This window comes from Amycolatopsis sp. cg9 (assembly GCF_041346945.1).
Classification (GTDB): domain Bacteria; phylum Actinomycetota; class Actinomycetes; order Mycobacteriales; family Pseudonocardiaceae; genus Amycolatopsis.
This window is the reverse complement of sequence record NZ_CP166850.1, coordinates 6,802,709-6,820,789: the sequence shown is the minus strand read 5'-3', so window position 1 is coordinate 6,820,789 and position 18,081 is coordinate 6,802,709. Positions and strand designations below refer to the sequence as shown.

Here is an 18,081-nt window from a genome sequence, read left to right as displayed (position 1 = left end):
CGCCTACAGCAGCTGCCAGGCCCGCGTCAGCGTGTCCCGCAGGATCTGCTCCATCTCGTCGAACTGCGGCTGGTCGCACACCAGCGGCGGCGACAGCTGCACCACCGGCTCGGCCCGGTCGTCGGCCCGGCAGTACAGCCCGGCGTCGAACAACGCGTCCGACAGGAACCCGCGCAGCACCCGCTCCGACTCCGCGGCGCTGAACGTCTCCTTCGTCGCCTTGTCCTTCACCAGCTCGATCCCGTAGAAGAACCCGGCCCCGCGGACGTCTCCGACGATCGGCAGGTCGGTCAGCTTGTCCAAAGTGGACCGGAACGCCGATTCCCGCGTCAGCACGTGCTCGTAGAGCCCCTCGCGCTCGATCAGGTCGAGGTTCGCCAGCGCCACCGCGCAGGAAACCGGGTGCCCGCCGTAGGTCGACCCGTGCATGAACGTCGTCTCGCCGCGGGTGAACGGCTCCATCAGCCGCTCCGAGGCCAGCACCGCCCCCAGCGGCGCGTACCCGGACGTCAGCCCCTTCGCGGTCGTGATGATGTCCGGCTGGTACCCGTACCGCTTCGCCGCGAAGTCGTACCCGACCCGCCCGAACGCGCAGATCACCTCGTCGGACACCAGCAGCACGTCGTGCTTGTCGCAGATCTCCCGCACCCGCGCGAAGTACCCGGGCGGCGGGACGAAGCACCCGCCGGTGTTCTGCACCGGCTCGAGGAACACCGCCGCGACCGTGTCCGCCCCTTCGAACTCGATCGCCTGCTCGATCCGGTCCGCCGCCCAGCGGCCGTAGGCCTCGTAGTCGTCGGCGTGCTCGGGCGCGCGGTAGAAGTTCGTGTTCGGCACGCGCAGGGTGCTCGGCACCAGCGGCTCGAAGTCCGCCTTCGCGCCGGGGATGCCGGTGATCGACAGCGCGCCCTGCGACGTCCCGTGGTAGGCCAGCGCGCGGCTGATCACCTTGTGCTTGCCCGGTTTCCCGACGAGCTTGAAGTACTGCTTCGCCAGTTTCCACGCCGTCTCGACCGATTCCCCGCCGCTCACGGTGAAGAACACGCGGTTCAGGTCGCCGGGGGCGGCCGAGGCCAGCCGGGTGGCCAGCTCGATCGCCGCCGGGTGCGCGTGGCCCCACAGCGGGAAGTACGCGAGCTGCTTCGTCTGCCGCGCGGCGGCTTCGGCGAGCTCCTCACGGCCGTGGCCGACCTGGACCGCGAACAACCCGGCCAGCCCGTCGAGGTAGCGCTTGCCCCGGGCGTCCCAGATGTACGGGCCTTCGCCACGCACGATCACCGGGACGTCGGTCTCGTCGTAGGTGGAGTGGCGCGTGAAGTGCATCCAGAGGTTGCGGCGGGCGGCCTCGGCGAGGCTCGAGGCGTCGGCGGTGGCGCGGTCGGCGGTTGTGGTCATGCCTCGGTTATCGCACGCCCTGGCGCGCCGATGCAAGCGATTCAGTCGTCCAGACGAACTTACACGACTAATTCATGGTCAACTCTGCCGAGTAACCTTCGGATTTAGTCGTCACCCTCAGCGAGAGCCCCACTGGTAGGTCTGCTTCCGCAGCTTCAGGTAGACCATCGCCTCCGCGTGCCGGACGCCGGGCAGCGCGCGGATCCGCGTCGAGATCAGCTGCAGCAGCGCCTCGTCGTCCGCGCAGACGGCCTCGCACAGCAGGTCGTAGCGCCCGGCGCAGAGGATCACGTACGCGATCTCGTCCATTTCGGCCAGTGCGTCGCCGACCGGCTCGAGCGGACCGTCCACGGTGATCGCGATCATCGCCTGCCGGAACAGCCCGACCTGCAAGGGATCCGAGACGGCGACGATCTGGATGACACCGGAGTCCGACAGCCGCTGGACCCGCTGCCGGACCGCCGCTTCCGAGAGGCCGACCGCCTTGCCGATCGTCGCGTACGCCCGCCGCCCGTCCTCCTGCAGCTGCGCGATGATCTGCCGGGAGATGTCGTCGAGCACCGGCGGCGCGGGCCGGCTGGGGGTGTCCTGGCTGCTCACGCCCGGATCATCCCCGACGCGGGCGACGCCCGGCAACCGCGGCGCGCCGTCACGGCCCGTCACTGAATACGAAGCCGCGGTCCCGCCGAGACAACGGATTTAGTCGTCAAAGTGGCGTTGACAACACCGAATCGGTGCTGTTCCATCCGTCGCACCTTGCCCCCGGCCGGAGGGAACGCCGATGCCCCGCACTCCCGCCCCGCCCGACACCGCCGCCACCGCCAAGGCGAAGAAGACGCTGACCCGCTCCATCGGCGTCGGCGGCGGCACCCTGCTGACGCTCAGCTGCGTGACGCCGGCGTCCTCGCTGTTCGTCCTCGTGCCGCCGCTGTTCGCCGACCTCGGCACCGGCACCGCCCTCGCCATCGCCCTCGCCGTGCTGCTCTGCGTGGGGATCGCCTTCTGCTACTCCGAACTCGGCACGCTGGTGCCGAGCGCCGGCGGCGAGTACGCGATGGTGACGACGGTGGCGAACCGGTTCGCCGGCTGGCTGACCTTCGTGCTGTCGTTCATCGTGATCCTCGTCGTGCCGCCGATCATCGCGATCGGCGTGGCCGACTACCTCGCCGCCGTCGTCGACGTCAGCCCCTCGGTCGCGGGCGCGCTCGTGATGCTCGCGTCGACTGTGATGGGCCTGCTGAACCTCCGGTCCAACGCCTGGATCACCGGCGTGTTCCTGGTCATCGAGATCGTCGCGATCTTCGCCGTGTCCCTGCTCGGCTTCACCCACACCACGCAGAGCCCGGCCGTGCTGCTGAAGCCGAGCCTCGGCACGAGCGGGATCGGGCTGATCGCCGTGGTCACCGGGCTCGCCGTCGCGCTGTTCGTGGTGCAGGGCTTCAGCACCGCCGTCTACCTCGCCGAGGAGATGCGCGAGCCGCGCCGGACGGTGGCCAGGACGGTGTTCTGGACGCTCGGGATCAGCGCCGTGGTCATCCTCGTGCCGGTCGTGGCGATCACCCTCGCCGTGCCGGACGCCGCCGCGCTCGCCGGGCTCGACCTCACCGCGCTGGTCACCGGCTGGAGCAGTTCGGCCGTCGGCGCCGCGATCAGCCTGTGCATCGCGGCGGCCATCGTCAACGCCGTGATCGTCATGGTCATCCAGAACTCGCGCGTGCTCTACGCCGCCGCGCGCGACCAGGCGTGGCCGACCCCGGTGAACCGGGCGATGAGCGTGGTGAGCGAGCGGTTCGGCGCGCCGTGGGTCGCGACCCTCGTGGTCGGGCTGTCCGAAGCGGTCCTCTGCTTCGTGCCGGTGGACACGCTCAGCGGCGTCACCGGGGTCGCCGTCGTCGCGCTCTACCTCAGCGTCGCGGCCGCCGCACTGGGCGCCCGCCGGGCGGCGCACCGGAAACCGCACGTCTGGCGGATGCCCGCGTGGCCGGTGGTGCCGGTGCTCGCCACCGGCGCGCTGGCCTGCGTCCTGGTCGAGCAGAGCGCGCTCGACCTCGGCATCACCGCGGGCGTGCTGGTCGTCTCGGCGCTGTACTGGTGGGGCTACCTGCGCCGCCGTCCCGAGCGCTGGGTCGTGACGGTCCCCCAGGACTAGTCCTTCGGACGGCCCCGGAGCTGGCGGATGCCGACGACGATCACCGCGAGCAGGCCGACCACCGAGACCAGCACCCACACCCACGTCGGGATGCCGGCGGAGTCGAGGGTGGCCGGCGCCGCGGACGTCGGCGCGGCCGGGCTCGAGGCCGCCGCGGCGCCCGGTGCCGCGGCCGGCGCGGCGCTCGCGACCGGGGCGGTCAGGGTGAAGTGCACGGTCCCGGTGACGTTGTCGCCGTCCTTCGCGACGACCTTCCAGGTCACCGTGTAGGCCTGCGCCGGACCGGACGGCGTCACGGGCACCGTCACGACCCCGCCCGCGACCGCCGGAGCGCCCACCTGCCAGCTGACGCCGTCGCGGCCGGTGACCTCGATCGGGTCCGGCGGCAGCGTCACCGGCTCGCCGAAGGTCAGTTCGACCTGCGAAGGCGCCGTGCCGAGCGCCGCGCCTTCGGCAGGCGAGCTGGACTCGAGCTCGGTGTGGGCCGAGGCCGGCCCGGCGAGCACGACGAGCCCGGTGAGGGCGGCGAGAACGGCTCCGGACACGCGACGCGGGATCATCCGGACATCCTGCCCTATCCGCCCGTGCAGTCTTCGTGTCCACCCGTGCAGCCGCGGCGAGGCCACTTCTCTTCGCGCCCCGCATTGGCCAGGATGGACGCCTGGGTGGCGAGGGAAGGACGTCCATGGCGACAGTGCGGGACGAAGCCGACGCGCGGAAACAGCTGCGCAAGGAAGAGCAGCTCGCGGCGAACAAGCCGCGGGAGACCGCGGCCGACGTCGCGAAGCCGGCGGGTGGCGGCTCGGCCGCACTGGTCGCGGAGGCCGACGTCATCGCGCTGGACTACGACGAGGTCGAGCGGGCCAAAGCGGCCATCGACGCGCGCTACCAGGCACTTTCCGGCCACCTCACCGCGGCCGCCGAGCTGGGCGCCCCGCTGGCCGACGGCCACGGCCCGGTGGCGCACTGGATGGGCCGCTCGTTCGGCCTGCGGGGCGGCGCCGACCCCGGCGGCGTGCAGGCCACGCTGCGGTCCTACCTGACCGAGCTGGCGTCGCTGCGGCAGGCGCTCGACACCGTCGCCACGACGCACCGGCGCAACGACGACGAGGCCGCCGCGGTCCTCCAGGTGGGTGAGGCCGATGCCTGAGTTCCACTCGAGCCACCACCGGCCGACCGCGCGCGAGAAGGCGAAGGCGCGGCGGGTCCGCCGGGAGAAGGCGGTGAACGGCCGCGAAGCGTCGTTCGGCAAGATCCACTGGGACAGCTACGCCCACCGCGAGCTGTGGGACATGGTCCAGTCGGCCGACCCGCCGAAGCTCGGCGAACAGGCGCACCGGTGGGCCGAGCTGGCCAAGGGCGTCGACGCCGAGACCGGCGAAGTCCACAAGCTGGTGCAGGACCTGCTGCTGTCGTGGCGCGGCCCGTCCGCGGTCCGGGCCGCCGACTCGGTGGGCCGGCTGACGCAGTGGGCGAGCACGGCGAGCTCGAACGCCCGCGACGTCGGCGACGGCCTCGACGCGTACACCTCGGCGATCGGCGAAGCGCGGCGGAACATGCCGGAACCGGTGCACTACTGGGCGGAAAAGTGGTTCCGGGAGGGCTACGCGGTCAAGCGGCTCGACGGGCCCGAAGGCGCGTACATGCTGGACGACCTGCTCGACGACAAGCAGCCGACCAAGAAGCAGGCGGACGACGCCAAGGCCGAAGCCGTCCGGGTGATGGAGCAGTACGAGAGCGCGAGCCACGACGTCCGCCACCGCCTCCCGACGTTCGACACGGCGCCGCAGGTCAGCGCGACGGGCGACGTGGTCCAGCACGTCCCCGTGCCCCCACCGGACCCGGACCCCGGACCCGAGCCCGGACCACCCGGCCTGCCCGGCGGCCCGCGGGTTCCCGGCTCCTCGCCCGGCGACACGACGTCGGCGGCGGCCGCCTTGCCCGCGTCCCTCACCGGGGCCGGGCTGCCGGGCGCGCTGGACGGCCTGCCCGGACCGGGCGGACCCGCGCCGACGGGCGCGTCCGGCCCGGGTTTCACCGGGCTGATCGGCTCCGGCGTGCTCGGGGAAGGCGCGCAGGCCGGCGCCGGCCGCGCCCCCGGCACCGGAACGCCCGGCTTCGGCCCCGGCTCGGCGGGCGCCCGCGGCACGGCGGGCGGGTACGGCATGTACCCACCCGGTCAGGGCGCGCGACGCGAAGAGGAGACCGAGCACCGCGACAAGTACGGCTCGGGCTACGACCTGCTCGACGACCTCCCGCCCGCCTACCCGCCGGTGTTCGGCGAATGACCGGTTTCCACGCCGACCCGGCCGCCCTCGACACCCTCGCGAGGCAGCTGGCGGACACGGCCGGCGAGTACGCGGCCGCGGCGCCCGACCTCGACGTGGGCGACCTGGGCCCGCCCGCGGTCTCGGGCGCCCTGGCCGCGCTCGCCGTCGAGTGGTCGGGCCGGCTCCGGGACGTGCACGACGATTTCGCCGCATCGGCGGAAAGCGTGCGAGCCGCGGCGAAGGCCTACCGCACCGCCGACGCCGACGCGGCGGACCGGCTGGGACGCACCGATGACTGACTTCCACGACCTCGGGTTCGAGCCCACCCCCGGCCACCCCGACGCCAACGCCGACGCCGCGGACCGCCTGGGACGCACCGATGACTGACTTCCGCGGCCTGGGGTTCGACCCCGTCCCCGGCCACCCCGACGCCGTCGCCGAAGCGGCCCGCCGGTGCACCGAGGCGGCCGCCCGCCTGCGGGAAATCCGGCCGCCCGCCGAAATCCCCGAGTGGGCCGGCCCGTCGGCGCGGGCCCAGGCCGAGCGCGCCGGCCGGGCCGCGACCGGGCTCGCCGCCGCGCCGGACGCCATGGACGCGGCCGCCGCGGTGCTCGACGGCTGGGCCGGGACCCTGGTCGCCCACCACCGCCGCGCCGAAGACCTCGACGTCCGGGCCGCAGCCGCGCGCCGGGCCGTGGTCGGCGCCGAAGACGACGTCGAGCGCGCCGAAACCGAAGCGCAGTTCTCGCCCGCCGGCGCCGGAAACCTCACGGCGGCCCGCGCCCGGCTCGCGGACCGGCGGCAGGAGCTCGGCCGGGTGCTCGCCGAAGCCCGCGACCTCGAACGCGCCCACGCCACCGAAGCGCACCGCGTCGCCGACCGCCTCGCCGCGCTCGGTGACGGCACCCCGCTGCCGTCCGCACCCGATTTCCGGGGCCTGGCCACGCACCTGGAGTCGTTCTCGGCCGCCGGGCGCGAGCTGGGCGTGACCGTCGCGCGCACGCCCGTCACGCCGGTGCCGCCCCCGCCGGGCGCCGTGTCCGCGTTCGCCGCCGCGCTGGGTGGCCGGTGAAACTGCCCGCCGTACCGGGGATCACCCCGGTGAACCTGGACTCGGTCGAGCGCACCACCGCCGAGCTGCACGCGCTCATGGCGCGCCTGCGCGGCCCCGACGCCGCCCACGACCTCGGCCTCGAAGCGGCCGCCGTGCAGTCCGCGGAAATCGCCCACGAGCAGCGGGCGGGGCTGCTGGCGCTGGTCGAGCACCGCGACGCGGACCCCGCGCTGCTGATCGCCGGCGTCGTCCCGGTGGACGTCCCGCTCGAGGAAGCCGCGGACCTGCAGCACTTCGTCGCCGACACGACCCCGGGCCTGCGCGAGGTGAGCAGCGCGCGGACCGGCCGCGGCTACCCGGTGGTGATCGTCGAGCGGATCGGCCTGTCCGGCGCGCAGCTGCAGGCCGTCGTGCTCGACCCGGACCGCCCGCGCGCGGCGGTGTTCACCCTGCACTCCCCCGGCGGCCGGGGCTGGCTCGAGGTCGCCGGGCTGGCCGGGACGCTCGTCGCCGGCGTCGACCTCACCCCCGCAGGGCCCGCTCCCGGTATTCGCGCGGGGTCGTCCCGGTCGCCCGGCGGAAGGTCCGCGAGAAGTGCGGGGCGCTGGTGAACCCGCAGTCCCGCGCGACTTCCGCGATCCCGCGGCCCGCCTTCGCCGGGTCCGCCAGCACCGCCTTCGCACGCTCGATCCGCAGGCCCTTGAGCCGTTCGGAAACGCCTTGGCCGTCGTCGAACAGCTGGTACAGCCGGCGCCGCGAGATGTACAGCGCTTCGGCGATCTTGTCCGCGGTCAGCGACGGGTCGGCGAGGTGGGCGCGCATGTACTCGAGCGCCTCGCGCCGCCGGGCCGCGAGCGCGTCGACGCGGTCGAGCTCGACGCGCAGCGCGCTGCGCAGCACCAGTTCGGCCAGGCCCAGCAGGTGGTGGGCCAGCCCGTGCGGGTCGAGCCGGGGCCCGGCCGCCAGCACGTGCGCCACCGCGCTCGCGAACAGCGCCCGCAGCGGCGCGTCCACCTCGACCGGCCGGAACATCAGCGGCCGCAGCTCGGCGAACGAGATCGACAGCTTCGCCGCCGCGACCGTCAGCATGACGACCCCGCGCCCGGACGGCAGCAGGTGCAGCGTCGCGTCGGCGAAGGTCAGCTTCGCGCCGGACTCGGCGACCGCCCGCGGCACGGGGCAGCGGAGCACCAGCTGGATGTCTTCGGGGGCACCGGCGGCGCCGCCGAGGATCGCCGCCCGCGCCGCCGCCGCGCCCGAAGCGCGGACGACGAGGTACCCGCTCGCGGGTACGTCCACCGGGTACGGCTCGGCCATCGGCACCATCGTGCCCGACGGCGGCCGCCCACGACGGGAAGGGGGACCGTGGCGCGCCGCACCACGACGACGGCGGGGGTAGTCCTGTCGCATCTCGAATTCGATCTCCTCTGGGCGGACCTGGGCCCGGGCGGGCCGCCACCGCACCCGTTCGACGTGGCCGCACACGGCCGCACCCAGGCCGAGCGCGACGACCTGGGCGTCGGCGTGTTCGCGAGCCTCGCCGAAGCCGGCCTCACCGACGGCGACGACGTCGCCCCGGAGCTGGCGGACCTGTTCACGGTGCTGGGCTCGCCGTCGCTGAGCGTCGACGCGCTGGTCCTGGGCGAAGCGCCGTGGCGGCTGCTGGCGGCGGCCCGCGACGCGGCGGGCGTGCTCGCCGTGCTCGACGAACGCGACCTGGTCCTCGAGCCGGTGCGCCCGGCCGGCCTGGTGCCCGCGGTGGTGCGGATGCTGGGCGAGCAGCCCTCGGGCCCGGGCGACCAGCTGCGCCTCCCCCGCGCGGCGTACACGGCCGCGATGGACGCGTACGCCCGCAGCGGTTACGACGCCTTCGAGCGGGCACTGGCGTCATCGGGCGTGACGGGCCGCGCGGTCCGGCCGCTGGCGACACTGGCGACTTCGGAGCGCTATGCGGCCGGCCAGCTGGGAGCGACCGGCCCGGCGGGCCGAGCACCGGTCCTGGCCTGGTTCGACACGGCGGCGGGCCGCTACGCGGTGACCCCGGAGAACGCGGGCGGCGAGCCGTGGGTGATGGTGACCCCGGCGGACAGCGCGTGGCTCGCGGACCGCCTGAACCGCATGCTCGACGCAACCACCTGAGCCGCCGATCCCCTCGCCGGGCCCCGTCGTCGAGCCTGGAGAACGCACCCAATGTGGCGTTCGGTGCGCCAGACGCACCCAACGCCACATTGGGGCGCTCGGAACCGACCCGGGTCACGTCGCCCAGGTGACCGGCGTGAAGTCGTCCTCGGCTTCCGGTCGCGGCCGGATGACCGGTCCGACGGTCAGCGGCTCGTCCACCGGCCGAGCCCCGATCCGCGGCCCGTCCACGCCCGCCGCGTCCTCGGGCAGCAACTCCCCCAGCAACTCCCGCCCTTGCCGCAGAGCCGCCACGCCCGCCTCCGCCGCCAGCCGCCGGATCACCCCCGCCAGCTCGCCCGGCGCGAGGTTCAGCGCCCACCGCTCGAACCGCAGCTCCACCAGCGCCCCGTGCAGGTCCACCGCCAGCGCCACCCCGTCCGCCGCCGCCTCGGCCCGGATCGCCGCCAGCCGGGCGCCGTAACCCGGGCCGGGCTCCGCGAAGGCGTCCTCGATCAGCTCCACCGTCGTCCGTTCCCCGCTCACTGCGCCCGCCAGCTTTCCGGTGTCGTCGCTTCCGCCGCCTCCCCCGCCGCGGGCAACCCGAGCCCGTCGACGCTGTGCCACAGCGAAGCCGTCGCGCGGGCCGCGGCCGCCGCCGTCAGCAGCAGGATGCGGCGCGCCAGCTCGTCCGGTTCCAGCCGCAGCGCCGCGGCCTCCAGGGTCAGCTCCTGCAGCGCCCCGCCGGGCGCGACCTCCACGGCGACCGTGCGGTCGGCGGCTTTTCCGGTGATCACGGGTGGACCCCTCCGTAGAACGTCGACGCCGAGAGCGTGTGCGTGTTCCGGCGGACGGCGTCCCCGGAGTTGCCCTCGATCATCGTGACCTTGTTGCCTTCCACCTTCTCGACGATGCCGATGTGCGTGCTCGTCGACGTGTTCTGCGGCCCGGTGCCGAAGATCAGCACGTCCCCCGGCCGCGCCTCGTGCAGCGAACGCTTGCCGTACGCGTGCCCATTGGCCTGTCCCCAGTGGAAGACGTCGCCGCTGAACGGCAGCACCGGGATCTTCACCCCGGCCTTCCGCCACATCGCGGTGGCGAACGACGAGCACCACGCGGCGGTCGGCCCGTACGGGTTGCGGTTGCTGCCCGGTGGGTTCTCGCGCGTGCCGAGCTCCTTGCGCGCGGCGTGCACGATCTCCTTGCCCCGCCCGGAAACGTGGCTCGCGTGCGTCGTCTTGTCCCCCACGTGGTCGTGGGTGAGGTCCTTCCGCAGCTCGTTCAGCTTCTTCGCCGCCGCTTCGAGCTCGGCGTGGACGTGCCGCAGGGTCGTGGCGGACTGCCGCGTGTAGTGCGGCGCCAGGTCCGCGACGTGCCCGACGGCCCGCATCAGCGCGGCCTGCGTCCCGGTGGCGGCACCGGCGTCGAGGACCTGCTTCGCCTTGGTGGTGTACTCGTCGACCAGCCGCTGCACGGCGGTGTGCCCGCTGTCCACTGTGGACGCCACGTGCGCGACGACCTTCTCCGCCGCGGCACCGGCCGCACCCGTGATCTTCAGTTCCTTAGTCAGTTTCGCGCTGGTGTGGCGGAACCCGTCGGCGCCGTGCCCGTGCCAGTGGCCGAGGACCGCGGTGCTTTCCTTGTGGTAGGCGTCGTGCTGGTCGTCCAGCGCGGTGGCGACCTGGTGCAGGGCGAATTCGGCGCGGACGGCGTCTTCGGCCTTGCCGGCGAGCTTGTTCCGGTGCGCGATGAGGTCCTTCGCGAAGGAGCGCGCGAGTGCGGCGGTGTCCATGTCAGCTCCGTCGGGCGTGGTCGTTCAGCGCGGCCGCGGTGGCCGTCTCGTGGTCGCGGTAGGTCTTGGCGGCCTTCTGCGCGGCTGTGGCCAGCCGGTCGGCGTGCGTGCCGACGCCCTTGACCTGCCGCTGCAGCGCCAGCCCGAAGCCGGCCAGCGCGCCGGCGAACCCCGACTCCTTGCCGATCCGGCCGAAGCTGTCCTCGGCGATGTCCCGGACGTCCCGCAGCTGCCCGGTCGCGCCACCCAGCGCGTCGGCGACGTGCCGGGTGCGCCGCACGTAGCCGTGCAGCACCTCGTCGTCCACCTTCAGCGCCCCGCCGCCGGTCTGCGCGTGCGGTTCGCCGTGGTGCCCGGTGACGTCCTTCGCGGCCTTGCGCGCGGCGGTGAGGTGGTCCTTGTAGGCGCCGTTCGTGTACGTCGACCAGGGCGTGAAGTCGCGACCGTCGCTCGAGATGCTGTTGGCGACACGGGCGTTGGTGGCCGGGTCGAACAGCTGGTCGTTCGACTTCAGGTGGTACTGGTGACGCCGCTCGGGCCCCAGCGCGCCCAGCATGTTGATCTGCCACAGCCCGTAGGAGCTGTCCGGCGGGGTGGCGTTGTGCGCGGTGGTCCGCCCGCCGGACTCGGCCAGCGCGACCGCCACCGCGGTGGTCAGGCCCTGTCCCCGGAACCCGGCCGCGTAGGCGTGCCGGGCGATCTGCTCGGCGCTCAGCTTGGTCATGGTTCGACCTTGACCGCCCGGGTACCCGCCGCGGTAGCCGCGCTGCACGCTGGGACAACCCGCGTGCACGCCCGGCGCAACCTCCGGGGCCGTTCAGCCGTACTGCTCCCGGGAGGACCTTCGACGAGGGGATGGCGGATGCGCGGCACCGGGGTGCTGACCCTGCTGGGGTTGACGCTGGTCACGGCGGCCTGTTCGGTACCGCGCACGACGACGCCGAGCCCGATCGCCGAGCCCGTGCCGCTGCCCCGGACGACCACCCCCACCACGACGCCGCCACCGCCCGCGCCGCCGTGCGCCGTCACGACCGGGGCCTGCGTCAGCCTGACGCAGCGGCTGGCCTGGCTGCTGCGGGACGGCCACGTGGTGCGCGGCCCGGTCCCGGCCGGGTTCGGCCCACCCGAGCAGGCGACGCCGGCCGGGTCGTTCCACGTCGTGTGGAAGGACCGCGAGCACCGCAGCGGCGACTACGGCACCGACATGCCCAACTCGGTGTTCTTCGCCGCGGGCGGGATCGCCTTCCACGCGGGACCGCTCGACGCGCCTTCGCACGGCTGCGTGCACCTCTCCGACGCCGATTCGGCCGCGTTCTTCGACGGCCTGAACGTCGGGGACACGGTGGAGGTCCGGTAGGGTCCGTCCCCGGTGGACACTTCATCCGTCATCTCCCGCTTGCGCGCCGCCGGCTGTGTGTTCGCCGAGGACGAGGCCGCGCTGCTCGTCGGCGCCGCCGCGACGCCGGCCGAGCTCGAGGCGCTCGTGGCGCGCCGGGTCGCCGGGCTGCCCCTGGAACACCTGCTGGGCTGGGCGGAGTTCCACGGCCTGCGCGTCCGCGTGCGGCCCGGGGTGTTCGTGCCCCGGCACCGCACCGAGTTCCTCGTCGACGTCGCCGTCTCGCTCGCCCCGCCGGACCCGGTGGTGCTCGACCTGTGCTGCGGCTCCGGGGCGCTCGGCGCGGCGTTCACGGCGGCGCTGCGGCCGCGAGAGCTGCACGCCGCCGACGTCGAGCCCGCGGCCGTCGCCTGTGCCCGCGAGAACCTGCCGGGCGCGCTCGTCCACCAGGGCGATCTCTACGACGCGCTGCCGCCGTCGCTGCGCGGGCGGGTCGACGTCCTGCTGGCGAACGTCCCCTACGTGCCCTCGGCCGCCGTCTCGACCATGCCCCCCGAAGCGCGGCTGCACGAGCCGCTCGTCGCCCTCGACGGGGGCTCGGACGGCCTCGACCTCGCCCGCCGGGTCGCTTCCGGCGCCCCGCGCTGGCTGGCGCCGGGCGGCACGGTGGTGGTGGAATCGAGCGAACGGCAGGCGCCGGTGCTGGCCGGAGTCTTCACGGCGGCCGGGCTGACGCCGGAGGTGCACTCCTCCGACGAGCTGGGCGCGACCGTCGTCACCGGTACCCCGAAGGTGTGACCTCACGTTCCGGCGGCCCCGGACGTCTTCAAGGTGTGATCGTGAAACCGTTCGAGCAGATCGTGGCCGAGCACGGGCCGATGGTGCTCCGCGTCTGCCGGGCCGTGCTCGGCCCCGCCGACGCCGAAGACGCCTGGTCGGAGACCTTCCTGTCGGCGTTGAAGGCGTACCCGGAGCTGCCGGCGGAGGCGAACGTCCAGGCGTGGCTCGTCACGATCGCGCACCGCAAGGCCGTCGACGTCACCCGCGCGCAAGCCCGCCGCCCGCTCCCGGTCGGCGAAATCCCGGACCGGCCGGGCCGCGCGGAGACGTTCACCGGCGATCTGTGGGACGCGCTGGCGCGGTTGCCGCACAAGCAACGCCTCGCCGTCGCCTACCACTACCTGGCCGGGCTGCCGTACCGCGAAATCGCGGAGATCACCGGCGGCACGACGGACGCCGCACGCCGGGCCGCCGCCGACGGCGTGAAGGCGCTGCGGGCCACTTACCCCTTGGAAGGAGCGCACTCATGACGGACATCTTCTTCGCTGCTCCGGAGCTCTTCGAGCTCGACCCGAACCCCATGCACGAGAAGCTCGCCGCCGCCGCCGACCGCGAAGGCCTGCTGGACGTCGCCTACCGGACCCTCGACACCCCGGTCGGCTCCCTGCTGCTGGCCGCGACGAAGCAGGGCCTGGTCAAGGTGGCGTTCGACCGCCAGGACCACGACGCGGTGCTGGCCGAGCTGGCCGCGATCATCAGCCCCCGGATCCTCCGCGCCCCGGCCCGGCTCGACCCGGTCGTCCGCCAGCTCGACGAGTACTTCACCGGCGGACGGCACACCTTCGACGTCGCACTCGACTTCCGCCTGGCCCGCGGGTTCCGCCTGTCCGTGCTGGAGCACCTGCCGGAGATCTCCTACGGCCACACCGAAAGCTACGCCCAGGTCGCCGCGGCCGCGGGCAGCCCGAAGGCGGTCCGCGCGGTCGGCACGGCGTGCGCGCTGAACCCGCTGCCGGTGGTGGTGCCGTGCCACCGCGTCGTCCGCTCCGACGGCTCGTACGGCCAGTACGCCGGCGGCGAGGAAGCGAAACGGGTGCTGCTCACGATGGAAGCGGCTTGAGCTTCCGGTCGAGCAGCTTGAACAGCGCCGCGAACACCACGGCGATGACGACGACCAGGAGCGCGTTGCGCACCGCGGTCCCGAGCCCGAGCTTCCCCGCGTCGAGGAACGGGTACGGGTACCAGTGCGTGAACGCGCCCTGGACGAAGATGTAGCCCAGCCACAGCAGCGGCCAGGCGAAAGCCCAGGCGACGGTGCCCCAGGTCAGCCGCGGCCGGGGGCCGAACAGCAGCCAGGCCGGCACCGCCGCCCACGGCGAGACGTAGTGGAGCCCGATCGTGGCGACCAGGGCCGCGCCGGTCAGGTGTACCTGCGGGGCGAGGACGATCGCGTACACGAGCCCGGTGATGAGGATGCCGAGCAGCGAGTCCAGCCGGACGACTCGCCAGACGCGGCCGTCGGCGAGCGGCCGCACCGTCAGCACGATCGCGACGGCGAGCACGAACAGGTTGCTCTCGATCGTGAAGTAGCTGAACAGCCGCCACAGCCGCACTCCGATGCTCAGCGACGTCCCGGCCTGGCCGGAGTTGGCGTCCGCGCCACCGGTGAAGAGCAGGGCGAGCTGGATGACCAGCGACGCGAAGATGACTGCGGCGATGGCGCCGTGCCACCACCTCGACGCCTGGGCGATCATGGCCGGAACGCTAGTGCGGCCCGAATCTTTTCGCCGGGCCGATCTCACGTTTCACCCGGCCGGGACGTCTACTGGGTATGACCACTTTCGAACAGCGTGTCGCCGCGGCGGACTGGCCCGCGGTGGCGGCGGAGGTCGACGACTACGGCTGCGCGCTCCTGCCCCGCCTGCTCACCCCGGCGGAATGCGCGGAGCTGGTTGCGCTCTGGGACGAGCCGGCGCACTTCCGGGCGACGGTGAACCTGCGCCGTCACCGCTTCGGGGACAACGGCGACTACCACTACTTCGCCGCGCCTTTCCCGGAACCGGTGCAGCGGCTGCGCCAGGCGCTCTACCCGAGGCTGCTCCCGATCGCCCAGGACTGGTTCGCGCGGCTCTGCCGCGAAGCGGAGTGGCCTCCCACATTGGACGAATGGCTGGCGATCTGCCACGCGGCGGGTCAGCAGCGCCCGACACCGATCCTGCTGCGCTACGAAACCGGCGGCTGGAACGCCTTGCACCGGGACCTCTACGGCGACAAGGTGTTCCCGCTGCAGGTGGTGATCAACCTGAACGACCCGGGCACCGACCACACGGGCGGCGAGTTCCTGTTGGTGGAGCAACGACCGCGAGCCCAGTCCCGCGGCACGGCGACACTGATCCCCCAGGGCCACGGCCTGGTGTTCACCACCCGCGACCGCCCGGTCCGCTCAGCCCGCGGCTGGTCGGCCGCCCCGGTCCGCCACGGCGTATCGGCGGTCCGCACCGGCCGCCGCCACACGCTGGGCCTGGTCTTCCACGACGCCGCATGAGAGGCCACGAACCCGGGCCACCGGCCCCCACCCAGCCCACCACTTCACGGCACAGCGCGAGCACCACACCCGAGCCACCACCCACTCAACCCGCCACCCCACGACACGACCCGAGCACCACACCCCAGCCACCACCCACCCAGCCCACCACCCCACGACACAGCACAAGCACCACACCCGAGCCACCGCGGCCCGCTCGGCCCCACCTGCCGAACGGGGGCATAACCAGCGCCGAACTCGAAGCACTCGTGAGCCTGATCGGCCCCGCCCGTCACATCGTGATCGGCACCGCGGCCGACCCGGTCTCCCGAGCCGGCGGCGCCCGCATCGCCTCGGCGTGGGGCGCCCTGGTCCTGGCCACAGTGACCTGGCCGGAAACAGCGGCGTCGTGGCTACGCCAAGCCCGCCGCTTCGCCGCCCCGGACCCGGACCTCTGGGTGGTCAGCGCCACCCCGGCGGGCTGGGCCGGAATGGCGCGACGGCTCCGGCTCTCGACGTCCTGGAGTCCACATCGGACGGTCACCACCGCCGCACTGACCGACTTCCCGCTGCCCGGCCTGCGCGGCACCCGGCCGGACGGCACAACCTGGGAGACCTGATGAAGCACCTCGAACTCGATTCCCCGATCGGCCCGCTGACCCTGGTCGGCACCGGCGACACCGTCACGGGCGTGTACTTCCCGAACCACTGGACCCGCCCGGACCGCACCACGTTCGGCCCACGCGACGACACCGCGTTCCCCGAAGCCGTCCGCCAGCTCAAGGAGTACTTCGCCGGCCAGCGCACGACGTTCGACGTCCCGGCGCAGGCGACCGGCCCCGCCGCCGACCGCGCGGTCTGGGCGGAGATCGCCAAGATCCCTTACGGCGCAACGGCGACGTACGGCGACCTGGCCCGGGCCGTCGGCGGTCTCCCCCACGAGGTCGGCGCGGCGGTGGGCCGCAACCCGCTGAGCATCCTCGTCGCGTGCCACCGGGTCGTCGGCAAGAACGGCAAGCTGACGGGGTACGCGGGCGGCCTCAAGCGAAAGGAGTACCTCCTGGAACTGGAACGCCCACCGGCGTCCGAACGCGGCGAGCTCTGGTGATTCAGACGCGGCCGAGCAGCATGGTCAGGCCGAGCCCGGTCATGGTCACGGCGATCACGACGTCCAGCACGCGCCACGCGACGGGCTTGGCGAACACCCCGGCCAGCCGCTTGGCCCCGAACCCGAGCGCGCTGAACCAGACGGCGCTGGCGATCCCGGCCCCGACGCCGAACAGCCACCGCCCGTCACCGTGGGCGACCGCGACCGAGCCGAGCAGGAGGACGGTGTCCAGGTAGACGTGCGGATTGAGCCAGGTGAAGGCCACACAAGCCAGGACGGCTTTCCGCAACGGCGTCCGGTCGTCCCCGACCGTCAGCACCGACGGCCGGAACGCCCGTCGTGCCGCGAGGACGCCGTACCCGAGCAGGAACACCCCGCCCCCGACGGCGATGACGCCGATGGCGGTGGGCCACCGTTCCAGCACGGCCCCGATCCCGCTGACCCCCAGCCCGATCAGCACCAGATCGGACACGGCGCAGATGACGACGAGCGGCGCCACCGCACCCCCGCGGAGGCCTTGCTGCAGGAGAAAGGCGTTCTGCGAGCCGATGGCGACGATGAGCGACAGCCCGGTCCCGAACCCGGCCAGAAGGAGCGTGAACACACCGTTACGGTATGACCGTCCTCCGGGATTACTCCAGCTAAAGATTCTTACGTAACATTAGCACTCGTGATGTCAGACCTCCCGCTCGACCAGGTCCGGACCCTCCTGGCAGTAGTGGACGAGCAAAGCTTCGACGCCGCGGCGGCGGTCCTGCACGTGACCCCGTCGGCGGTCAGCCAGCGCATCAAGTCCTTGGAGCAGCGCACCGGCCGGGTCCTGCTCCTGCGCACGAAGCCCATCCAGCTGACCTCCTCCGGCCAGGTCTTGATCCGCTTCGCGCGCTCCCTGGCCCAGCTGGAGCAGGACGCCCTGTCCGAGCTCGGCCTCGGCTCGTCCGTCCGCTCGCTCTCGATCGCGGTGAACGCCGACTCGCTGGCCACCTGGTTCCTGCCGGCCCTCGCCGAGGTCCCCGACAGCATCTGCTTCGACCTCCAGCGCGAAGACCAGGACCACACCGCGGCCCTGCTCCGCGAAGGCCTGGTCATGGCCGCGGTAACGGCCGCGCCGCAACCGATCCAGGGCTGCACGTCGGTCCGCCTGGGCCGGATGCGCTACCGGGCGATGGCGACGCCAGCGTTCGTCGCCAAGTGGCTGTCGGCCGCGCCCCTACCGGAATCCCTCCCCGCCGCCCCGGTCATCGTGTTCGACCGCAAGGACGACCTCCAGGACCGCTTCCTCCGCAGCCTGACGCGCCGCCGGAGCTTCACGCTGGTCCGCCACCACATCCCGGCCTCGCAATCCTTCGTGGACGCGGTGGCCGCGGGGCTCGGCTGGGGCATGGTGCCCGAGATCCAGGCCGCCGCCCGCGACGAGGTGCTCGTGGACCTGGCCCCGGACCGGCCGCTCGACGTGCCGCTGCACTGGCAGCAGTGGAAGCTGGACTCGACCGCACTGGCCGCGGTGGCGGAGGCCGTGGCCCGGGGCGCGCGGGAATCCCTTCGCTGACCCGGG

At 73.4% G+C, this 18,081-nt stretch carries 25 protein-coding genes; 15 read left to right on the top strand and 10 right to left on the bottom strand.

From position 1 onward, the window contains the following. Window positions 1-3: 3 nt before the first annotated feature. Window positions 4-1,395: an aspartate aminotransferase family protein gene (locus tag AB5J73_RS31735; RefSeq protein WP_370962356.1), complete on the bottom strand. Its 1,392-nt coding sequence runs from the start codon at window positions 1,393-1,395 to the stop codon at window positions 4-6. Window positions 1,396-1,512: 117 nt separating this feature from the next. Next, entirely contained in the window at window positions 1,513-1,995 is a 483-nt protein-coding gene (locus AB5J73_RS31730) for an Lrp/AsnC family transcriptional regulator (RefSeq protein ID WP_370962354.1), read from the bottom strand. 181 nt (window positions 1,996-2,176) lie between these two features. Here AB5J73_RS31730 and AB5J73_RS31725 point away from each other — a divergent pair, with 181 nt between their 5' ends. Further along, the gene (locus tag AB5J73_RS31725) at window positions 2,177-3,544 is read left to right on the top strand and encodes an APC family permease (protein ID WP_370962353.1); all 1,368 of its coding nucleotides are present in this window, start codon (window positions 2,177-2,179) and stop codon (window positions 3,542-3,544) included. On the opposite strand, the gene AB5J73_RS31720 is transcribed toward AB5J73_RS31725, so the two are convergent. Then, on the bottom strand, window positions 3,541-4,104 hold the full coding sequence (locus tag AB5J73_RS31720) for a copper resistance protein CopC (RefSeq protein ID WP_370962352.1): 564 nt from the start codon (window positions 4,102-4,104) through the stop codon (window positions 3,541-3,543). The genes AB5J73_RS31725 and AB5J73_RS31720 overlap by 4 nt on opposite strands. Window positions 4,105-4,229: 125 nt before the next feature. On the opposite strand from AB5J73_RS31720, the gene AB5J73_RS31715 reads away from it, so the two are divergent. The 5 genes from AB5J73_RS31715 (at window position 4,230) to AB5J73_RS31695 (ending at window position 7,479) form a co-directional block, all read left to right on the top strand. Continuing rightward, window positions 4,230-4,694 (top strand): hypothetical protein, encoded by a 465-nt coding sequence (locus AB5J73_RS31715; RefSeq protein WP_370962351.1) that lies wholly within the window; start codon window positions 4,230-4,232, stop codon window positions 4,692-4,694. Then, on the top strand, window positions 4,687-5,832 hold the full coding sequence (locus AB5J73_RS31710) for a PPE domain-containing protein (protein ID WP_370962350.1): 1,146 nt from the start codon (window positions 4,687-4,689) through the stop codon (window positions 5,830-5,832). The genes AB5J73_RS31715 and AB5J73_RS31710 overlap by 8 nt, the downstream gene beginning before the upstream one ends. Continuing rightward, window positions 5,829-6,113: a hypothetical protein gene (locus AB5J73_RS31705; RefSeq protein WP_370962348.1), complete on the top strand. Its 285-nt coding sequence runs from the start codon at window positions 5,829-5,831 to the stop codon at window positions 6,111-6,113. Before AB5J73_RS31710 ends, AB5J73_RS31705 begins: the two co-directional genes overlap by 4 nt. 80 nt (window positions 6,114-6,193) lie before the next feature. Beyond that, the gene (locus tag AB5J73_RS31700) at window positions 6,194-6,886 is read left to right on the top strand and encodes a hypothetical protein (protein WP_370962347.1); all 693 of its coding nucleotides are present in this window, start codon (window positions 6,194-6,196) and stop codon (window positions 6,884-6,886) included. Beyond that, window positions 6,883-7,479, top strand: coding sequence for a hypothetical protein (locus tag AB5J73_RS31695; protein ID WP_370962346.1), 597 nt, complete (start codon window positions 6,883-6,885; stop codon window positions 7,477-7,479). The genes AB5J73_RS31700 and AB5J73_RS31695 overlap by 4 nt, the downstream gene beginning before the upstream one ends. Here AB5J73_RS31695 and AB5J73_RS31690 read toward each other — a convergent pair. Further along, window positions 7,391-8,185 carry a helix-turn-helix transcriptional regulator gene (locus tag AB5J73_RS31690; protein ID WP_370962345.1) on the bottom strand — a complete coding sequence of 265 codons (795 nt, stop codon included), beginning with the start codon at window positions 8,183-8,185 and terminating at the stop codon, window positions 7,391-7,393. The two genes, AB5J73_RS31695 and AB5J73_RS31690, sit on opposite strands and share 89 nt — an antisense overlap. A gap of 48 nt (window positions 8,186-8,233) precedes the next feature. Here AB5J73_RS31690 and AB5J73_RS31685 point away from each other — a divergent pair, with 48 nt between their 5' ends. Beyond that, a complete protein-coding gene (locus AB5J73_RS31685; RefSeq protein ID WP_370962344.1) occupies window positions 8,234-9,007 on the top strand; it encodes an ESX secretion-associated protein EspG in 774 nt (257 codons plus the stop codon). Between the two features lie 114 nt (window positions 9,008-9,121). Here AB5J73_RS31685 and AB5J73_RS31680 read toward each other — a convergent pair whose 3' ends face one another. The 4 genes from AB5J73_RS31680 to AB5J73_RS31665 are packed head-to-tail and all read right to left on the bottom strand — an operon-like array spanning window position 9,122 to window position 11,502. Then, a complete protein-coding gene (locus AB5J73_RS31680; RefSeq protein WP_370962343.1) occupies window positions 9,122-9,532 on the bottom strand; it encodes a hypothetical protein in 411 nt (136 codons plus the stop codon). Continuing rightward, complete coding sequence (locus tag AB5J73_RS31675) at window positions 9,529-9,783, bottom strand: YbaB/EbfC family DNA-binding protein (protein ID WP_370962342.1); 255 nt, start codon at window positions 9,781-9,783, stop codon at window positions 9,529-9,531. The genes AB5J73_RS31680 and AB5J73_RS31675 overlap by 4 nt, the downstream gene beginning before the upstream one ends. Beyond that, on the bottom strand, window positions 9,780-10,778 hold the full coding sequence (locus AB5J73_RS31670) for a CHAP domain-containing protein (RefSeq protein ID WP_370962341.1): 999 nt from the start codon (window positions 10,776-10,778) through the stop codon (window positions 9,780-9,782). The genes AB5J73_RS31675 and AB5J73_RS31670 overlap by 4 nt, the downstream gene beginning before the upstream one ends. 1 nt (window position 10,779) lies before the next feature. Beyond that, the gene (locus tag AB5J73_RS31665; RefSeq protein ID WP_370962339.1) at window positions 10,780-11,502 is read right to left on the bottom strand and encodes a transglycosylase SLT domain-containing protein; all 723 of its coding nucleotides are present in this window, start codon (window positions 11,500-11,502) and stop codon (window positions 10,780-10,782) included. A gap of 138 nt (window positions 11,503-11,640) precedes the next feature. Here AB5J73_RS31665 and AB5J73_RS31660 point away from each other — a divergent pair, with 138 nt between their 5' ends. From AB5J73_RS31660 to AB5J73_RS31645, 4 genes are read left to right on the top strand one after another with little or no spacing between them, the layout of a single operon-like run. Further along, on the top strand, window positions 11,641-12,135 hold the full coding sequence (locus AB5J73_RS31660; RefSeq protein WP_370962338.1) for a L,D-transpeptidase: 495 nt from the start codon (window positions 11,641-11,643) through the stop codon (window positions 12,133-12,135). Window positions 12,136-12,147: 12 nt separating this feature from the next. Next, entirely contained in the window at window positions 12,148-12,912 is a 765-nt protein-coding gene (locus AB5J73_RS31655) for a putative protein N(5)-glutamine methyltransferase (RefSeq protein ID WP_370962337.1), read from the top strand. Between the two features lie 35 nt (window positions 12,913-12,947). Further along, complete coding sequence (locus AB5J73_RS31650) at window positions 12,948-13,424, top strand: RNA polymerase sigma factor (protein ID WP_370962336.1); 477 nt, start codon at window positions 12,948-12,950, stop codon at window positions 13,422-13,424. Beyond that, complete coding sequence (locus tag AB5J73_RS31645; RefSeq protein WP_370962334.1) at window positions 13,421-14,014, top strand: methylated-DNA--[protein]-cysteine S-methyltransferase; 594 nt, start codon at window positions 13,421-13,423, stop codon at window positions 14,012-14,014. The genes AB5J73_RS31650 and AB5J73_RS31645 overlap by 4 nt, the downstream gene beginning before the upstream one ends. Here AB5J73_RS31645 and AB5J73_RS31640 read toward each other — a convergent pair. Further along, window positions 13,995-14,648: a Pr6Pr family membrane protein gene (locus AB5J73_RS31640; RefSeq protein WP_370962333.1), complete on the bottom strand. Its 654-nt coding sequence runs from the start codon at window positions 14,646-14,648 to the stop codon at window positions 13,995-13,997. The two genes, AB5J73_RS31645 and AB5J73_RS31640, sit on opposite strands and share 20 nt — an antisense overlap. A 77-nt stretch (window positions 14,649-14,725) precedes the next feature. Here AB5J73_RS31640 and AB5J73_RS31635 point away from each other — a divergent pair, with 77 nt between their 5' ends. The 3 genes from AB5J73_RS31635 to AB5J73_RS31625 all read left to right on the top strand — a co-directional run bounded on the left by AB5J73_RS31635 (window position 14,726) and on the right by AB5J73_RS31625 (window position 16,526). Further along, window positions 14,726-15,439 (top strand): 2OG-Fe(II) oxygenase, encoded by a 714-nt coding sequence (locus tag AB5J73_RS31635; RefSeq protein WP_370962332.1) that lies wholly within the window; start codon window positions 14,726-14,728, stop codon window positions 15,437-15,439. A gap of 248 nt (window positions 15,440-15,687) precedes the next feature. After that, window positions 15,688-16,038 carry a hypothetical protein gene (locus AB5J73_RS31630; RefSeq protein WP_370962331.1) on the top strand — a complete coding sequence of 117 codons (351 nt, stop codon included), beginning with the start codon at window positions 15,688-15,690 and terminating at the stop codon, window positions 16,036-16,038. After that, entirely contained in the window at window positions 16,038-16,526 is a 489-nt protein-coding gene (locus AB5J73_RS31625) for a methylated-DNA--[protein]-cysteine S-methyltransferase (RefSeq protein ID WP_370962330.1), read from the top strand. Before AB5J73_RS31630 ends, AB5J73_RS31625 begins: the two co-directional genes overlap by 1 nt. Before the next feature lies 1 nt (window position 16,527). On the opposite strand, the gene AB5J73_RS31620 is transcribed toward AB5J73_RS31625, so the two are convergent. Continuing rightward, a complete protein-coding gene (locus tag AB5J73_RS31620) occupies window positions 16,528-17,130 on the bottom strand; it encodes a LysE/ArgO family amino acid transporter (protein ID WP_370962329.1) in 603 nt (200 codons plus the stop codon). A 66-nt stretch (window positions 17,131-17,196) separates the two neighbouring features. On the opposite strand from AB5J73_RS31620, the gene AB5J73_RS31615 reads away from it, so the two are divergent. After that, a complete protein-coding gene (locus AB5J73_RS31615) occupies window positions 17,197-18,075 on the top strand; it encodes a LysR family transcriptional regulator ArgP (RefSeq protein WP_370962327.1) in 879 nt (292 codons plus the stop codon). Window positions 18,076-18,081 lie beyond the last annotated feature (6 nt).

What these genes read in the sequence shown, in the direction of transcription:
- AB5J73_RS31735 (WP_370962356.1), bottom strand. Translation starts at nt 1,395, where the DNA reads ATGACCACAACCGCCGACCGCGCCACCGCCGACGCCTCGAGCCTCGCC.
- AB5J73_RS31725 (WP_370962353.1), top strand. Translation starts at nt 2,177, where the DNA reads ATGCCCCGCACTCCCGCCCCGCCCGACACCGCCGCCACCGCCAAGGCG.
- AB5J73_RS31720 (WP_370962352.1), bottom strand. Translation starts at nt 4,104, where the DNA reads ATGATCCCGCGTCGCGTGTCCGGAGCCGTTCTCGCCGCCCTCACCGGG.
- AB5J73_RS31715 (WP_370962351.1), top strand. Translation starts at nt 4,230, where the DNA reads ATGGCGACAGTGCGGGACGAAGCCGACGCGCGGAAACAGCTGCGCAAG.
- AB5J73_RS31710 (WP_370962350.1), top strand. Translation starts at nt 4,687, where the DNA reads ATGCCTGAGTTCCACTCGAGCCACCACCGGCCGACCGCGCGCGAGAAG.
- AB5J73_RS31705 (WP_370962348.1), top strand. Translation starts at nt 5,829, where the DNA reads ATGACCGGTTTCCACGCCGACCCGGCCGCCCTCGACACCCTCGCGAGG.
- AB5J73_RS31700 (WP_370962347.1), top strand. Translation starts at nt 6,194, where the DNA reads ATGACTGACTTCCGCGGCCTGGGGTTCGACCCCGTCCCCGGCCACCCC.
- AB5J73_RS31690 (WP_370962345.1), bottom strand. Translation starts at nt 8,185, where the DNA reads ATGGCCGAGCCGTACCCGGTGGACGTACCCGCGAGCGGGTACCTCGTC.
- AB5J73_RS31670 (WP_370962341.1), bottom strand. Translation starts at nt 10,778, where the DNA reads ATGGACACCGCCGCACTCGCGCGCTCCTTCGCGAAGGACCTCATCGCG.
- AB5J73_RS31665 (WP_370962339.1), bottom strand. Translation starts at nt 11,502, where the DNA reads ATGACCAAGCTGAGCGCCGAGCAGATCGCCCGGCACGCCTACGCGGCC.
- AB5J73_RS31660 (WP_370962338.1), top strand. Translation starts at nt 11,641, where the DNA reads ATGCGCGGCACCGGGGTGCTGACCCTGCTGGGGTTGACGCTGGTCACG.
- AB5J73_RS31645 (WP_370962334.1), top strand. Translation starts at nt 13,421, where the DNA reads ATGACGGACATCTTCTTCGCTGCTCCGGAGCTCTTCGAGCTCGACCCG.
- AB5J73_RS31640 (WP_370962333.1), bottom strand. Translation starts at nt 14,648, where the DNA reads ATGATCGCCCAGGCGTCGAGGTGGTGGCACGGCGCCATCGCCGCAGTC.
- AB5J73_RS31635 (WP_370962332.1), top strand. Translation starts at nt 14,726, where the DNA reads ATGACCACTTTCGAACAGCGTGTCGCCGCGGCGGACTGGCCCGCGGTG.
- AB5J73_RS31625 (WP_370962330.1), top strand. Translation starts at nt 16,038, where the DNA reads ATGAAGCACCTCGAACTCGATTCCCCGATCGGCCCGCTGACCCTGGTC.